Source organism: Streptomyces sp. NPDC005728, assembly GCF_040630895.1.
In the GTDB taxonomy this organism is placed as follows: domain Bacteria; phylum Actinomycetota; class Actinomycetes; order Streptomycetales; family Streptomycetaceae; genus Streptomyces.
Genome location: NZ_JBEXYL010000082.1, coordinates 20,461 through 35,945, shown reverse-complemented (window position 1 = coordinate 35,945; position 15,485 = coordinate 20,461). Strand labels below are relative to the sequence as shown.

Genomic DNA, 15,485 nt, shown 5'->3' with positions numbered 1-15,485 from the left:
GAAGGGCTGTCAGTTAGCCACCAGAACTGGAACCTCAGAGGTGGGGCAGGTCACACCTGTCACCCAAACCTGCAGCAGACCCGACCGTCTCCGAGGCCCCTGGCATCGTGTCCAGGGGCCTCGCTGTTGCTGACTGTCTAGCGCAGCGGATAGCCAATCTCCGCGATGTCCTTCGCAAGGTCGGCCAGGGTGATCTCTGAGTTCAGTGCGCTGACCACTTCATCGGTCAGGGGACGGGAAGAAAGGACGTGGCGAACGGCCTCCACGGCCACCGGGACCTCGTAGTAGTCCTCGGCCCATCGCTGAAACGCTTCCGGCGAGCGGTCCACCAGCAGTCGGAAGAGATACCCAGCGCCGTCCGGGTCTTCTGCTTCCCCATCAGGGAAGTCGATCGTCCCTGTCTTCCAGACATCGTCTCCCGTCTCTCGCCACATGCACGCGGTGACGAGAGGCATCCCGTCCTCATCGGAGAACGCCGGTTCCTCAACGCACGGTCGGAAGACGTCGGGAACTTCGTCGAGCACTCCGGGCCATGGCCCGTCCTCTGCATAGGGGCTCATAGGTGATTCGTGATCGAACCCGCGGACGTAGGTGCCGGCATCCGAGGAAACGATCGAGTACTCGTCGCCCGATCCGTTCCGCATCGAGGCCATCGACTCGCTCTCGGACCAGTGGTCGTTGAAGGAGTGATACCGGTCCGCCCACTCAGGGCTCAGGATTGCCTCCAGCATGGCCAGGGAACGGCAGTGCTCACGGAGGACGGCTATCTCAGGCAGCTGCCGAGCAACATCATGAACGGTCACCTGCTCATCCAAGCGCACACCTCTGACATGTCAGGTTGCTGCCTGGCGCGTGAGAGTCGAACCAAACCTGAGAGCTGCGAAGAGTGCGACTCACCTGCGGCAACGCCCCAAGATCCCGTCCACGCCTAGTCCACAGACCTCGACATACGCCCGCTCCGAGCTGCATACGCCTGCACATACGCGAAGACCCCGGCCTCAGCATTCTCGCTGGTGACGGGGTCTTTGGGCACCTCATAAAGGGTGCCCCCGGCAGAATTCGAACCTGCGTAGACGGCTTCGGGGCCCATGTGCGCCACGGGCGACGCCTACGACTGGCTTGCGCAACGCGATCCGAGGGCTCGGTCGGTGGGGGACGCGACGGTGTGTGTTGCGTCGTTCGGGGCCGCGTGGCTCAGCGGCTTGCCGCTGTGCTTGCCGCTGCTTGAGACGAAACCGGCGCTCTCGCTTCAGGTGTGGCATGGGCTTCGCTGCACCGGCCGTGTCAGCTGCTGCGGACGCCACTCCGAGTGTCAGGCGTACGAACCCCGCGGGTCCCGACCGGCGAGCCGGGTCCGCCGATCGGTTGGCTGCGCCCCGGTCAGCCAAGCTTGAGAAGTCCCGCTTCGACGACGGCGCGGCCGAAGGGGCTCGCGAGTTCGGCGAGACGCTCACAGTCGGCGTCACCCAGGACGCCGTAGGCGGGAAGGGTCAGGAGGTCGGTGCGGTCCTCGATGTGCTGCCGCAGGAGTACGCCGTCCGAGCTGAGGGAGTCGCCGTCGAGGAGTCCTCGCTCGCGCAGGCGCTCCTCGGTGTCGGCCCACTCCTCCTCGGGCCATGCGCGGCTCGACTTGAGGAGGCCGACGGGAACCTCACCGGTGGCGGCGTGCAGAACCAGGGCCTCCAGGCCCCCGACGCCCTCGCTCAGCAGGCACGCGACATGGCCGTCTCCACGGAACTCCCGGAGCAGCGTCTGGGCGTGCCACAGCTGCAGTACCGGATCGTCCGGCCAGGGCAGTGCGGCATGCGCGGCGAACAGTGGGCGGCCCTGCGGGTGTTCGCAGGCCGCCTCGGCAGCCCGGCGGGTCAGTGCCAGGACCTCGTTGAGGTTGGGCAGCTCATGGATTCCCGCCCGCCGCAGGGCTTCGCCGACCGCGGCGTACCGCGCGTCCAGCACCTGGTGCGGCGACGCTGCGTCCCAAGCCCCGTCGACCGCCTGCCGTACGAAATCGGGGTTGAAGTTGTAGAAGGTCGAGATGACCAGTTCGGCGGAGGCTCGGCCGAAGGCGGCGCTGCGGGAGGCGAAGTACCCTGCGCGTCCCCTCAGTCCGAGGTCCGCGTACCGTCGCCTTGCCTCGGGGACGAAGTAGATCATGCCGTGCACGGGCTCGAGGCGGCGCCAGGCCGCGCGCGCTGTCTTCATGGGGTGACCTCTTCGGAGAGTCGAGGAACGGGGTGTTGGCCGCGGTTCAGTACTCGCCGTGCGCTCGCAGGTGTTCGAGCAGCAGGCGGCTCAGCATGTCGGGCGCCTCCTCGGGGACCCAGTGGCTGACGCCCTGAAGGGTCTCGAACCGGTACGGCCCGTTGACCCACCGCCGGGTCTCCTGTGCGGCCGCCGGGCCGAACGCGCTGTCCTCCGTGCTCCAGACGTACAGCGTGGGCACGTCGATGACGCCGATGGTGCCGTCGGGACGGCCCGCCCGGTACCAGTTCAGCGCAGCGGTGAGAGCGCCTGGCCGCGACAGGTGCTGCACATAGGCCTCGGCACTGTCCTGCGGGACCTTTCCGGCGTAGAGGGCGCGAAGCTCTCGGGCATCATCGGCCAGCATGCGCTCTTCGGTCGCGGGTGCTTCGCGCCAGTCGATCATGTAGTGCGAGCGGCTGCGCTGATCCTGGTCGGTGCGCAGGGCGGCGGCCAGAGCGCCGGGGTGCGGGGTCGAGACAACGGTCAGGGTGCGTACGCGGGCGGGGTGGGCGTCAGCGGTCCACCAGGCCACCGCACCTCCCCAGTCATGCCCCACCAGGTCGAAGGCCGTCCAGCCCAGTTCCTCGGTGATCGCGACCACGTCGTCGACGAGAAGGCTGATGCGATAGTCCTCGGGCCGCTGGGGGCGGGCGCCCGGGGAGTACCCGCGCTGGTCGGGTGCCACCACCCGGTGGCCGTGCGCGGCCAACGCGGCGATCTGCCGTTGCCACGCCAGCCCTGTCTGCGGGAAGCCGTGCAGCAGCAGCACCGGGCGGCCCTCGGGCGGACCCGCCACGATCGCGTCGAACACACCCGCACCTGTGGAGATGCTCAGCTCGGTCACGATCCACCTCTTCATACCGACTGGTCGGTAGCCTTCAGGCAGGAAGGCGGGCTGTCAAGGTCGCGAGCATGAGTCGCTTGGTTGAACATGACGCCGAATTCAACTATAACCGGTCGGGAGGCCGGCTCCCGTCGCCCCTGCGGCCATGACTCACGTCATCGGTCACCGGTGGAGACGGTCAATGAGCCCTCCCCGCGCCGTAGTTGGCGTTCGGCACCGCCCACCGGCATCGAGCCCGGCTCACAGTGGCCGGAATTCTGGCCCCGAAGTTCCCGGACGAACCGGACCTACAGGAAGCAGTGAGGCGACATGAGGGAAGCAGTCATCGTTTCGACGGCACGGACGCCGATCGGCAAGGCGTACCGCGGCGCGTTCAACGACACTCAGTCGCAGGAACTTGCTGCCCATGCCCTTGCGCACGCCGTACAGCGCGCCGGGCTCGAGGGAGGCGAGATCGAGGACGTGATCCTCGGCTGCGCCGCGCAGCAGGGGTCCTCCGGCTTCAACGTCGCGCGCCAGGCCGCTCTGCGTGCCGGACTTCCGGACACCGCGTCCGGGATGACGATCGACCGGCAGTGCTCGTCGGGGCTGATGGCCATCGCGACGGCCGCCAAGCAGATCGTCGCGGACGGCATGCAGGTCGCTGTCGGCGGCGGTGTCGAGTCGATCTCCCTGGTGCAGAACGACCACATGAACACCCATCGCATGGCGGATCCCTGGCTTGTCGAGCACAAGCCGAGCATCTACATGCCGATGTTGCACACGGCAGAGATCGTCGCCGAACGGTACGGCGTGAGCCGGGAACGTCAGGACGAGTTCGCGCTTGAGTCACAGCAGCGCACCGCGGCGGCGCAGGAGGCCGGCCGGTTCGACCGGGAGATCGTCGCGCTCAGCAGCGTCAAGAAGGTCCTCGACAAGCAGTCCGGGGAGGTGCGGGACGAGGAGGTCACCCTGGTCCGGGACGAGGGCAACCGCCCGTCGACGACGCTCGAGGGCCTGGCCGGGTTGGCGCCGGTGCTGCCCGACGGCCAGGTGAGCGCGCACTCCAGCGTGACGGCGGGCAACTCCTCCCAGTTGTCGGACGGGGCCTCGGCGTCGGTGTTGATGGAGTCGAAGGAGGCCGAGCGTCGCGGACTGGAACCGCTGGGCGTCTACCGAGGCATGACCGTTGCCGGTTGCGGGCCGGACGAGATGGGCATCGGTCCGGTGTTCGCCATTCCGAAACTGCTCAAGCAGCACAATCTCGGCGTCGACGACATCGGCTTGTGGGAACTCAACGAGGCGTTCGCCTCCCAAGCGCTGTACTGCCGCGACGAACTGCACATCGATCCGGAGCGGTTCAACGTCAACGGCGGCGCGATCTCGGTCGGTCATCCGTACGGAATGACCGGTGCCCGACTGGTGGGGCATGCCCTCATCGAGGGCAAGCGCCGCGGTGTCCGGTACGTGGTGATCTCCATGTGCGTCGGCGGCGGAATGGGCGCAGCCGGGCTGTTCGAGGTCGCCTGAGCCCGGCACTGGAAGCCGACAACGAGAGAGAGGCATGGACACCGTGTCGAACGTGGTGGAAAAGACCCGGACCGCGGTCCTGGTGGACTTCGGCGGGGTCATCACCTCCAGTGTGTTGCGGGCCTTCACCGACTTCGGCGCCTCGCTCGGCGGCGACCCGCGCCTGCCGCTGCACCTCCTCGCCCGGGACCAGCCCTCACGCACCCTCCTGGCCGACCACGAGTGCGGCCGTATCGACGCCGAAGCCTTCGAGCGAGGATTCGCCGAGCGTCTCCGCGTCCACGGCGCCGACGTACCGGCCGAGGGGCTCACGGCCCGGATGCAAGCGGGAATGTCGATCGATCAGGACATGCTCGCGCTGCTCGGTGATCTCCGCGCCGCCGGCCATCCCGTGGCGCTCGTATCCAATTCGTTCGGTACCGGAACCTACGACGGCGTCGACCTCGCCGCCGTCGCCGATGCCGTGGTCATCTCCGCCGAGGTCGGGATCCGCAAGCCTTCCCGGCGGATCTACGCGATCGCATGTGAACGCCTCGGCATCGACCCCGAGGAGGCGGTCATGATCGACGATCTGCAGCAGAACCTCGACGGAGCCGCACGGATCGGAATCGGGGGCGTACTGCACACCAGTGCCGCCGACACCCGCCGCCAGCTCGCCGAACGCTTCGGGATCACCGCCTGACCGATCGATCGATCGACCGATCGCGAGCCATCACCTGCTCACATCCCGGAAGGCACCGCCCATGACCAGCGTTATCGATCCTGTGTGCCGCCACGCGGCCGCCACCCCGGGCAACATCGCACTGCGTGGTGCCGCGGATCAGTGGACCTACCTTCAGCTGCGCGACGCGAGCGCACGGTACGCGGGGTCCTTGGCCGCCGCAGGGCTGTCCCCCGGGGACCGGGTGCTGCTCGCGGCGCCGTCGGTGCCCGAGTTCGTGGTGGCCTACCTCGGAATTCAGGCCGCGGGCTGTGTCGTGGTACCGGTCAACACGATGTCCACCCGGGCCGAAGCCGAGTACGTTCTCGGCGACGCCGGGTGCTCGTCGGCGATCGCATGGCACACCCTCGGCCCAGCCGTCGCCGAGGCGGCCGCGGCGCTCAAGGTGCCCTTCCGGACGCTGTCCCCGGGCGCGTCGGTCACCGACGCAACCCCTGCCGACGTCGTCGACCGGGACCGCGACGAGACCGCGGCCATCCTCTACACCTCGGGCACCACAGGGCGGCCGAAGGGAGCCCAACTCACTGTCGGCAATCTGTTGTCCGCCGGGGAGATCGGCGCCGAGTGCAGCCGCGCCACGAGCGCCGACCGTACCGGCACCGGACTGCCCCTGTTCCACGTGTTCGGCCAGGCATCGGTCATGATGGCGACCCTGACCGTGGGCGGTTCGATGTCGTTGCTGGCCCGATTCGACCCGGTGTCGATGCTGGACATGCTGCGCCGCGACCGGCTCACCATCATGGCCGGCGTGCCGACCATGTGGAACGCGCTGCTGCATGCGGCGGGCGACGCGAACCCGGCGGACTTCGCCGGGCTCCGTGTCGCCGTCTCCGGCGGCGCATCGCTGCCCGGGGAGATCGCCCGGGCCTTCGAGGCCCGCTTCGGCTGCACCATCCTCGAAGGGTACGGGCTCACCGAGACCACCGCGTTCGGCACCTTCAACGACATCGACCGCGGCGGCAGGATCGGGTACACCGGCAGGGCGGTCCCGGGGCTGCAGGTTCAGGTGCGTGACCACGACGACAACGAGTGCCCGCCGGGTACGGTCGGAGAGGTCCACATCAAGGGGCCCACGGTGATGCGCGGCTACTGGAACCGGCCCGCGGACACCGCCGCGGCAGTCTCGTCCGACGGCTGGTTCCGGACCGGCGACCTCGGCGAAACCGACACGGACGGTGACCTGCGCATCGTCGACCGCGTCAAGGACCTGATCATCCGCGGCGGTTACAACGTCTATCCCGGTGAGGTCGAGGAAGTTCTCTACGAGCATCCGGACATCGTCGAGGCAGCCGTGATCGGCGTTCCCGACGAGCACTACGGCGAGGAGGTCGCCGCGCTCATCGCCGCCCGGCCCGGTTCCGTGCTCGGTGCCGCCGAGGTGTCGAGCTGGGCACGAGAGCGACTGTCCGCCTACAAGATCCCCCGTATTGTCCGATTCGTCGACGCGCTGCCCAAGGGCCCGACCGGGAAGATCCTCAAGCGGTCCATCGACCGTACCGCCCTGACCCGTGACACTGCGCCCGGCGACGCTGCCACCCCCCGCTGAGCATGTCTTTCTTCGACGGGACGCTTATGACTATGGCGTCGGATTCAAGTAAAGTTCCGGGGATGGACACCACTGCGCCCGAGGAGATCGGCGGCGAGAAGGCACCGCCCATGGCGCCTGTCTCGCACCTGCGCGAGCTGCCCACGACAAAGCGCGGAGCGCGGACACGGGCCGCTCTGGTCAAGGCCGCGCGAAAGGTGTTCGAACGGGATGGCTACCTCGACACCCGCCTGACCGACATCACCAAAGAGGCTCAGTGCGCGGCGGGATCCTTCTACACCTACTTCGCCAACAAGGAAGAGGTGCTTGCCGCCGTTCTCCTGGAGGCTCAGGAGGACATGCTGCACCCCGGCATGAGCCGGGTGCAGGGTACCGACGATCCCTATGTGGTCCTCGAGGCGAGCAATCGCGCGTATCTCGAGGCATACAAACGGAATGCGCAGCTGATGGCCCTGCTCGAGCAGGTCGCGCAGGTGGAGCCGGAGTTCCGTGAGTTCCGGAGCCGGCGCGCGGACGCGTTCATCCGCCGCAACGCCCGCGGCATCGCCGACCTGCAGGCGCGGGGTGTCGCAGACCGCGAGGTCGATCCCTTGACGGCCTCCCGTGCGCTGTCGGGCATGGTCAGCGTCATGGCCTACAACGCCTTCGTGCTCGGCGAACGGCAAGGAGAAGGCGCGCCGGTGGACTTCGACGAGCTCGTCTCCACGGTCACCCGGCTCTGGGCGAACGCCCTGCGGTTCCCTGGCCACCGCTGATCCGTCGCTCTTGAGCGCTGACCCCCTGCTCCAGCAGGGGGTCAGCTCATCTTTGTAGCGGAGCCGCGCAGCGGCGGAGTTCACCGCCGTCTTGACCTTGGCGATCCAGTCTTCAACACCCCTGTGCGCAATGTGCTTTCCCAACGGTGGACGCTGAATTCCATCAGCAGAAAGTTCAATGAGCGCCGCTGACCAGGAGGAATGGTCGGGGTTCAATTCAACTCGGCCCCGCGCCACGGCGGAACCTTGTGGCGTTACGGACCTCGCCCAGCTCCTTGGTGATCCGGTCGGCGAGCCCGGGGTTGCCGAACGGGATTCCTCCGCCCGCAGCTCAGTGGGTCCAGGCGGCCTTCTCTGTGAGCTCTTTCAGAGTGGCCACTGATCGAGTGATGGCTGGGCCGAAGCACGCTGGTTGTCACATGGGCGGGCTTGCTGTCGCTGTGGCCGGGCTGCATGCGTTGGACTTGACCAGCTGAACACCGTCGTCACCGAAGCTGGTTGAGGCGGCCAGGGGTTGTCAGTGGCTGGTGACAGGATCACCGGCATGGTTTTCGTACGTACTACTCCGCCGCGGCCCGTCGACGTGACCGCGGTCTTTCCCGAGCTGGCGCCGTTGGCACGTCCTGCGATTCGGTTGCACCCTCGTCCCGGGTCGCCTTCGGTCGGGGAGAGCTCGGTCGGGGGGCCGTTGCTGTGGCCGGCGGAAGAGCCATGGCCACACTGCGAAGCCTCGCACCTGCACGTGGACAGCGGGTTCCGCCAGTCGCCGGACGACGTGCGGCTCATGAGGCGCATGCGGGCCCGGTGGCACGGTGATCACGATGGTCCTGGGACAACGCCCGAGGAGGCGGCGATCAAGGAGCGGAACGCCGCGAGGCTCGCGGAGCGATTCGCCGCTGGCCCGCCGCCCGCGGACTGCCCGGTCCCCATGCTGCCCGTGGCCCAGCTGTATCTGCGCGACATACCCCTGCTGCGGCCGCCCGGACAGGCCGATCTGCTCCAGGTTCTGTGGTGCCCCTACGACCACGATCCGCATCACAAGCCGTCGACCGCACTGTTCTGGCGGTCCGCCGCTGAGGTCGTCGACATCCTCGCCACACCGCCCGAACCGTACGAGGTGAACGATGACGGCTATCTGCCGGAGCCGTGCGTGCTGGCACCGGAAGCGATCACCGAGTACCCCGACAGCCTCGATCTGAGCCCGCAGATGCGGCTGATGGTGGAGGATTGGAGCAGATGGCAGGCAGCCGGCGCCGACGTGGACAGCTCCTACGCGGACTGGCCGCGGGACTTCTACGACATCCATCTGGCGGACGCGCCCGGCTGGAAGGCCGGCGGCTGGCCGCCGTGGGGCCGCACCGATCCCAACCCCCGATACTGCACTGTCTGTGAGGTGCAGATGGTCCCGCTGCTGACCATCGCCTCCGGCGAATGGGACGGTGGTGAGGGACACAGCTGGGCGCCTTGCGAAGAACAGGCCGCCGCCAACGCTGCCGGTCATTGCTGTGGCCAGAGCCCCTCGCGGCCGACCAAGGTCGCAGTCGGCAGCACCGACAACATGCAGATCTACATCTGCCCGGCCTCCCCCGAGCATCCGCACACCGACCTGATCCAATGAGCTGCCGGGCCTGTCACACACCCTCCCGCAGTCGCTGGCAGAAGTGCCGCCGCGTCAGGGTGTGTGACAAGCCGTTCGCCCCACGGCGACGGGACCCGCAACGCACGAAGCTCCTGTGCCGTTGGGGGAGGTGTTCGAAGTCCCAACCCGTTGGCGCAGGAGCCTTGTTGGTTCCCCACCCTGCCGCACTCGACCTGCCGCACGCGCTGGTCGAGTGGGTCACCATGCTCATCGTCACCCGTGAGGGTGACCGCCGCTGCAAGCTTCCACCGCACCAGCGCGCGCTGGTCGCCTTGGTGTACCTGCGCAAACACGACACCCTCGCGCAGATCGCCGCCGGCTTCGGCACCTCGGTGGGCACCGCCCACGCCTACACCCGCGCCGTGGTCGACCTGCTCGCAGCCAGAGCACCGGGCCTGCTCAAAGTCCTGCGTGAAGCCGACCCGGACTTCGTCCTGCTCGACGGAACACTTGCCGCGTGCGACCGCTTGGGCGACGGCCGGGCGGACTACTCCGCCAAGCACCGCCGCCACGGCGTGAACGTCCAGGTGGTGACCGACCCGGCCGGACACCTGCTGTGGATCTCGCCCGCCATGCCGGGCCGGACCCATGACCTGACCGCGGCCCGCACGCACGGGATCATCCGCATCTGCGAACGCCAGGGCGTCCCGGTCCTCGCCGACCGCGCCTACATCGGTGCCGGCCCCTGGGTCACCGCCCCCGCCAGACGCCCGCCCCGCCGCGACCTGTCACCAACCCAGCGCACCCTCAACCGCGCGCTCTCGGCAACACGGGCACCGGTCGAGCGGGGCGTGGCCCGCCTGAAGTCCTGGCGGATCTTCCACCACGCCCGCTGCAGCCCGAATCGAATGTCGTCAATCGCCTCTGCCGTCCTCACCCTGGAGCGGCAACGCTGAAAGAGCTCTGTGGGTGGCGTGCGTTCCCAACTGTTGAACTTGACGTCGGATTCAACTATACAGGGCAAGAGCACGGTCGCACCGTCTCGGGGCTATGCCCCGGCTTCGCACACCCCGCCCACGGAGAGGGTTCGCTGTGAACGTCGCACAAAGAATCGCCATCGTCACCGGTGGTGGCGGTGGTATCGGCAGCGCGCTGGTCGCACGGCTCGCTCGCGAAGGTGCCCGGGTCGTCGTCGCGGATCTGGACGCGGACAGCGCGCGGGCGGTGTCGGAGAGAGTCAACGCCGACCATCCCGGAAGCACCGTCGGCGCCGGCGCGGACGCGTCGGACACGGCCCAGATCCAGCAGTTGATCGCCCTGGCGGAGAGCGCGTTCGGCCCGGTCGACCTCTACTTCGCGAACGCGGGTATCGCGGGGGCGCTCGGCCTCGACGCCAGCGAGCAGGACTGGGACCTCTCGATCGACGTGAACCTGCGAGCCCACATCCGTGCGGCAAAGCTGCTGGTACCGCGGTGGCTCGAACGCGGTGAGGGCTACTTCGTCAGCACCGCCTCGGCGGCCGGGCTGCTGACGCAGATCGGCTCCGCCACGTACGCCGTCACCAAGCATGCGGCCGTCGCCTTCGCCGAATGGCTGAGTGTCACCTACGGCGATCGCGGGGTCCGTGTCAGCTGTCTGTGCCCGATGGGGGTGAACACCAGGCTGCTGTCCTCCGGGGAGGACTCCGGGGACGCGCTGGGAAGGGCGGCGACGCGGGCCGTCACGTCCGCGGGCGATGTCCTGGAACCGGCCGAAGTCGCCGACGCCGTCCTGGCCGCCATCGAGGACGAGCGCTTCCTGATCCTGCCGCACGAAGCCGTTCTTGAGATGTACCGGCAGAAGGGCTCGGACTACGACCGGTGGCTGCGCGGGATGCGCCGCTACCAGAGCTCGCTGCTCACGCAGGAATGACCGGCACGCCGGGCGAGCTCCTCCTCGCCGAGCGCTGAAGGCCGGCGCCGGTGGCCCCTGCCGAGGGTCCGATGCCGTCGAAGGCGTGGCCGGTCACCTCGACAAGCGCCCGCCGAAATTTCCCTCCCCACCCGTCAAGGAGTTCGGATGTCCCTGTTCGAGATGTCGGACCGCGCCAAGACATACCAGGCGGATCTGCTCGATTTCATGGATGCGCACGTCTACCCCGCTGAGGCGGTGTACCACGAGCAGATGCGCGCGTCGGGCGACCCGCACTTCCACCCGCCGATCATCGAGGAACTCAAGGCGCAGGCGCGAGGGCGCGGACTGTGGAACCTCTTCCACCCGCACCCGGACTGGGGCCCGGGGCTGACGAACCTCGAGTACGCGCCGCTGGCGGAGATCATGGGGCGCAGTCACATCGCCTCCGAAGCGTGCAACTGCAACGCTCCCGACACCGGCAACATGGAGGTGCTCACGCTGTTCGGCAGCGACGAGCACAAGGAGAAGTACCTCAAGCCCCTGCTCGACGGGACGATGGCCTCGGCCTTCGCGATGACCGAGCCGCGTGTCGCCAGTTCCGACGCCACCAACATCGAGCTGCGGATGGAGCGCGACGGCGACGAGTACGTGCTCAACGGCCGCAAGTGGTTCGCGTCCAATGCCCTGCACCGCAACTGCAAGGTGCTCATCGTCATGGGGAAGACGGACCCCACGGCTGCTCCGCACCGGCAGCAGTCGATGATGGTCGTCCCGATCGACGCCCCCGGGATCACGGTGATGCGCGGCCTGCCGGTGTTCGGCTACCAGGACCGTGAGGGCCACGCCGAAATCGACTTCACCGACGTACGGGTGCCGGCCAGGGACGTCCTCAAGGGCGAGGGCGAGGGTTTCGCGATCAGCCAGGCCCGGCTCGGGCCCGGCCGCATCCACCACTGCATGCGGGCCATCGGCGCGGCCGAGCGGGCGCTGGAGCTGATGTGCCGGCGCGCGCAGTCACGGGTGACCTTCGGCAGTCCGGTCGCCGAACGGTCCAACATCCAGGACTGGATCGCGGAAGCGCGGATCGACATCGAGATGATCCGTCTGCTCACGCTCAAGGCCGCGTATCTGATGGACACGGTCGGGAACAAGGAAGCGCGCACCGAGATCGCGGCCATCAAGGTGGCCGCCCCGAACATCGCGTTGAAGATCATCGACCGGGCGATCCAGGTGCACGGGGCAGCAGGGGTGACCGAGGACTTCCCGTTGGCGATGATGTACGCGCAGCTGCGGACGCTGCGGCTGGCGGACGGTCCGGACGAGGTCCACAAGCGGGCCATCGCCAGACAGGAACTGCGACAGTACCGCGACGCGGCGACAGTGGCGGTGAGCTGAGATGGCAGGACTCGATCTCACCGGTCGCACCGCTGTCGTCACCGGCGCCTCGCGCGGTATCGGGCTGGCGATCGCCCAGGCCATCGCCGCCGCCGGCGCAAACGTCGTCCTCACCTCCCGGTCCCAGGAGGCGGCGGACGCCGCCGCGGCCCAGGTCAAGGGCACAGCGGTCGGCATCGGCGCGCACGCGGTCGACGAAGATGCCGCCCAGCGCTGTGTGGAACTGACGCTCGAGCGCTTCGAAAGCCTGGACATCCTCGTCAACAACGCGGGGACCAACCCGGCCTACGGGGCGGTGATCGACCAGGACCACGGCCGGTTCGCCAAGACCTTCGATGTGAACCTGTGGGCACCCGTCCTGTGGACGGGGCTGGCCACACGGGCCTGGATGGCGGAGCACGGCGGGGCGGTCGTCAACACCGCGTCGGTCGGCGGCATGGCCTTCGAGGCGAACATCGGCTTGTACAACGCGTCGAAGGCCGCACTGATCCACCTCACGAAGCAACTGGCCCTGGAACTCTCGCCGAAGGTGCGCGTCAACGCGGTGGCACCGGGTGTGGTGCGCACGAAGCTGGCCGAGGCTCTGTGGAAGGAGCACGAGCAGACCGTGTCCGCCTCGACGGCGCTGGGGCGCATCGGGGAGCCTGCCGACATCGCCTCCGCGGTCGCCTTTCTGGTCTCGGACGCCGCGAGTTGGATCACCGGCGAGACCATGGTGATCGACGGCGGACAACTGCTCGGTGACGCGCTGCCGTTCAGGCAGGGAGCCGGCAGCGGGGTCTAGCGCGAACATTGTCGGAATCGACGCCGGGGCGATGAGCCGCTGGTTCGCCACCCCCGGCGTCGACTCCGCAGGGCCGCCTGTCCTCGACCGGGTCGGGTCCGGCCTTCGTCGGGCTGTGGCCGGTCCGGTGGCCCTCGCCATGCGCCGGGTGCTTCAGCCGGGCGGTGCCGACAGATGGATCAGGATGCCGCACACCTCGTCCACGATCTCCCGGGCCTCCGTCTCGTCCCCGCAGTCGCCCAGCTCGCGCGCCGCCCCTCCGATGACGGTGGTCAGCACGCTCACCCGGACCCGGCCGGCGCGTTGCCGCTCGTCCACCTCCAGCAGCCGGGCGTTGCGCCGTACCCATGCGCGGTCCCACTGGCGGCGCAGTGCGTCGAAGCCCGCGGGGCCGTCGTCCTCCACGAGGAGTCTGCCGAGCCTTCGGTTGTTCCAGACACCCTCCAGGTACGCCTTGGCTCCCGCCACGAAGAGGGCGATGGGGTCGTCCACCCCACGACTGCGCTCAAAGGTCAGCGTGGCCGCGGTCCGGCGCTCCTGCTCCTCCCGGAACTCCTCCCACAGGGCGAGATAGAGCCCCCGCTTTCCGCCGTAGTGCTGGAAGAGGCTGCCCACCGGGATGCCGGAGCGTGCCGCGATCTCGGTGAGACCGGCGTCGGTGTAACCGCGCTCGGTGAACACCTCCAGGGCGGCGTCCAGCAGCGCACGCCGGACCGTTCGGTTCTGCCCGGCGTACCCCTCCTGGCGGCCCATGCCTTCCTGCTCGCCCGGCAGCTGACGTGCCGCCTCGGCCCCGGCAGACTCCACTGTGCCGCTCACTGGTGTTCCCCACCTTCCTCGGCCCCGTCGCGGATGGCGAGGGCGACCAGTAGTTCCAGGAGGTCCGCGATCCGGCGTGGATTGCGGCCGGTGCGTTCCTCGATCCGGCGCAAGCGGTAGTGCGCCGTGTTGTGGTGCACCCGCAGCCGGTCGGCGGCCAGCCGCAGATTGAGGTCCGCCTCCGCGAAGGCCCGTATGGTGGCGGCCAGCGTGTCGCCGCGTCTGCGGTCATCCTCCAGCAGCGCCCGCACGCGCGGATCGACCAGCTGGCGGGCGAGGTCGTCGGCACGCAGCGCAAGGTAGTCGAAGGGGGACAGCCGCGGCAGCGCCGCCACCCCGCCCCCGTTCGGCACCAGATCGAGAGCGGCCCGCGCCTCCTGGTAGGCGCGTGGCAGTTCGGACGCGCCCTGTGCGACCGTACTGATCCCCATGGAGAGCATGGTTCCCTTCCGCGCGAGCCGCTCCTGCACGTCCTCGAAGTGGGCGCATATGTCCTCTGCGTTCATGCCGGCCCGGACCACGGGCACGGCCACCACCTCGTCGTGGCGCACCACTACCAGGGTTCTGCCGGCCCAGGGCCCGGCGACGCTGATCGACGCGCTGGTGGCGTACCCGTTCTCCGCCGAGGCCAGGTCCCCGGTGCGCGTGTCGCCGACGCACACCGCCACGACCGCCATCATCGGCGAGCGCGATCCGATGCCGTAGGCCTGCGCCGCGGCGGCCAGCGGACCGCGCGTCGGCGCCACGCCGGCCAGGAGCTGGTCGAGGAGATCCCGGCGCTCCCGGTCCGCGTCCGCCACCACGTGCTGCTGGTACTCGACGTAGGCCTGGGCGGCATGGGTGCTGGCGTAGTCGACGTACCGCATCAGCGGGGTGACGAGGGAGAGCGCGGCCTGCTGGGCCTCGGCGGACGGGCCCGCGCAGTCCAGCAGCGCGTCCCACATCACCTGCCGGCCGACCCGGAAGGCACTGATCCAGTCCTCCAGGGCGAACCCCGCGCGTGCGCGGCGCATCGCTGCCGCGCGACTGAAGACCAGGTCGTCGGCGGCGATGTCCCGGTCGCCGGCCAGCGCGGCCAACTGCATCCGGTAGTGCTCGAGGACCTGGTCCCGTACGTCGTCGAAGAATCGTTCGTCCTGCACTGCGTACGAGGGGATCTCCGCGCGCATCACCTCGACGGCGGTCTCCGCCACCTCCTCGACCCGGTCGTGGACGGCGTGCAGGATCCGCTGCCGCTCCCGGCGGAGCGGTTCGGAGAGCTGGGGAGTGCCCAGGGCGGGACCGCGAGGCATGGCGCCGATCGTCGCCGTCCGCCTAGTGCTTCGTCAACAGGCTCCGCGTGAGACATCTCCCGGCACCTGTGCGCGGCGCACAGTCCGGCGACCGGGAAGTTGGG

Annotated in this window: 14 protein-coding genes; 9 read left to right on the top strand and 5 right to left on the bottom strand. The window is 68.9% G+C overall.

Features of this window, described 5'->3' with window-relative positions:
• Window positions 1-137: 137 nt before the first annotated feature.
• The 3 genes from ABZ471_RS36810 to ABZ471_RS36800 all read right to left on the bottom strand — a co-directional run bounded on the left by ABZ471_RS36810 (window position 138) and on the right by ABZ471_RS36800 (window position 3,088).
• Window positions 138-803, bottom strand: coding sequence for a hypothetical protein (locus ABZ471_RS36810; protein ID WP_359072768.1), 666 nt, complete (start codon window positions 801-803; stop codon window positions 138-140).
• A 577-nt stretch (window positions 804-1,380) separates the two neighbouring features.
• On the bottom strand, window positions 1,381-2,202 hold the full coding sequence (locus ABZ471_RS36805; protein WP_359072767.1) for a hypothetical protein: 822 nt from the start codon (window positions 2,200-2,202) through the stop codon (window positions 1,381-1,383).
• A 46-nt stretch (window positions 2,203-2,248) separates the two neighbouring features.
• Window positions 2,249-3,088 (bottom strand): alpha/beta hydrolase, encoded by an 840-nt coding sequence (locus ABZ471_RS36800; protein WP_359072765.1) that lies wholly within the window; start codon window positions 3,086-3,088, stop codon window positions 2,249-2,251.
• A gap of 309 nt (window positions 3,089-3,397) precedes the next feature.
• Here ABZ471_RS36800 and ABZ471_RS36795 point away from each other — a divergent pair, with 309 nt between their 5' ends.
• The 9 genes from ABZ471_RS36795 to ABZ471_RS36755 all read left to right on the top strand — a co-directional run bounded on the left by ABZ471_RS36795 (window position 3,398) and on the right by ABZ471_RS36755 (window position 13,270).
• Window positions 3,398-4,597 carry an acetyl-CoA C-acyltransferase gene (locus ABZ471_RS36795; RefSeq protein WP_359072763.1) on the top strand — a complete coding sequence of 400 codons (1,200 nt, stop codon included), beginning with the start codon at window positions 3,398-3,400 and terminating at the stop codon, window positions 4,595-4,597.
• 34 nt (window positions 4,598-4,631) lie between these two features.
• On the top strand, window positions 4,632-5,279 hold the full coding sequence (locus tag ABZ471_RS36790) for an HAD family phosphatase (protein WP_359072761.1): 648 nt from the start codon (window positions 4,632-4,634) through the stop codon (window positions 5,277-5,279).
• Window positions 5,280-5,340: 61 nt separating this feature from the next.
• Complete coding sequence (locus ABZ471_RS36785) at window positions 5,341-6,864, top strand: AMP-binding protein (RefSeq protein WP_359072759.1); 1,524 nt, start codon at window positions 5,341-5,343, stop codon at window positions 6,862-6,864.
• A 62-nt stretch (window positions 6,865-6,926) separates the two neighbouring features.
• Window positions 6,927-7,619: a TetR/AcrR family transcriptional regulator gene (locus ABZ471_RS36780; RefSeq protein ID WP_359072758.1), complete on the top strand. Its 693-nt coding sequence runs from the start codon at window positions 6,927-6,929 to the stop codon at window positions 7,617-7,619.
• A gap of 544 nt (window positions 7,620-8,163) precedes the next feature.
• Entirely contained in the window at window positions 8,164-9,237 is a 1,074-nt protein-coding gene (locus tag ABZ471_RS36775; RefSeq protein WP_359072757.1) for a hypothetical protein, read from the top strand.
• 167 nt (window positions 9,238-9,404) lie between these two features.
• On the top strand, window positions 9,405-10,154 hold the full coding sequence (locus ABZ471_RS36770; RefSeq protein ID WP_359072755.1) for a transposase family protein: 750 nt from the start codon (window positions 9,405-9,407) through the stop codon (window positions 10,152-10,154).
• 136 nt (window positions 10,155-10,290) lie between these two features.
• Complete coding sequence (locus tag ABZ471_RS36765) at window positions 10,291-11,109, top strand: SDR family oxidoreductase (RefSeq protein ID WP_359072753.1); 819 nt, start codon at window positions 10,291-10,293, stop codon at window positions 11,107-11,109.
• A 147-nt stretch (window positions 11,110-11,256) separates the two neighbouring features.
• Window positions 11,257-12,486 carry an acyl-CoA dehydrogenase family protein gene (locus ABZ471_RS36760; protein WP_359072751.1) on the top strand — a complete coding sequence of 410 codons (1,230 nt, stop codon included), beginning with the start codon at window positions 11,257-11,259 and terminating at the stop codon, window positions 12,484-12,486.
• A 1-nt stretch (window position 12,487) separates the two neighbouring features.
• The gene (locus tag ABZ471_RS36755) at window positions 12,488-13,270 is read left to right on the top strand and encodes an SDR family oxidoreductase (protein WP_359072749.1); all 783 of its coding nucleotides are present in this window, start codon (window positions 12,488-12,490) and stop codon (window positions 13,268-13,270) included.
• Between the two features lie 153 nt (window positions 13,271-13,423).
• Here the strand turns inward: ABZ471_RS36755 and ABZ471_RS36750 are convergent, their stop codons facing one another.
• Window positions 13,424-14,089, bottom strand: a complete 666-nt coding sequence (locus ABZ471_RS36750) for a TetR/AcrR family transcriptional regulator (protein WP_359072748.1) — start codon at window positions 14,087-14,089, stop codon at window positions 13,424-13,426.
• A complete protein-coding gene (locus tag ABZ471_RS36745) occupies window positions 14,086-15,381 on the bottom strand; it encodes a helix-turn-helix domain-containing protein (RefSeq protein ID WP_359072747.1) in 1,296 nt (431 codons plus the stop codon). The genes ABZ471_RS36750 and ABZ471_RS36745 overlap by 4 nt, the downstream gene beginning before the upstream one ends.
• Window positions 15,382-15,485: the final 104 nt, after the last annotated feature.

Excerpts from the sequence above, each read along its gene's own strand:
- ABZ471_RS36805 (WP_359072767.1), bottom strand. The coding sequence starts at position 2,202 with ATGAAGACAGCGCGCGCGGCCTGGCGCCGCCTCGAGCCCGTGCACGGC.
- ABZ471_RS36795 (WP_359072763.1), top strand. The coding sequence starts at position 3,398 with ATGAGGGAAGCAGTCATCGTTTCGACGGCACGGACGCCGATCGGCAAG.
- ABZ471_RS36790 (WP_359072761.1), top strand. The coding sequence starts at position 4,632 with ATGGACACCGTGTCGAACGTGGTGGAAAAGACCCGGACCGCGGTCCTG.
- ABZ471_RS36785 (WP_359072759.1), top strand. The coding sequence starts at position 5,341 with ATGACCAGCGTTATCGATCCTGTGTGCCGCCACGCGGCCGCCACCCCG.
- ABZ471_RS36780 (WP_359072758.1), top strand. The coding sequence starts at position 6,927 with ATGGACACCACTGCGCCCGAGGAGATCGGCGGCGAGAAGGCACCGCCC.
- ABZ471_RS36775 (WP_359072757.1), top strand. The coding sequence starts at position 8,164 with ATGGTTTTCGTACGTACTACTCCGCCGCGGCCCGTCGACGTGACCGCG.
- ABZ471_RS36760 (WP_359072751.1), top strand. The coding sequence starts at position 11,257 with ATGTCCCTGTTCGAGATGTCGGACCGCGCCAAGACATACCAGGCGGAT.
- ABZ471_RS36755 (WP_359072749.1), top strand. The coding sequence starts at position 12,488 with ATGGCAGGACTCGATCTCACCGGTCGCACCGCTGTCGTCACCGGCGCC.
- ABZ471_RS36745 (WP_359072747.1), bottom strand. The coding sequence starts at position 15,381 with ATGCCTCGCGGTCCCGCCCTGGGCACTCCCCAGCTCTCCGAACCGCTC.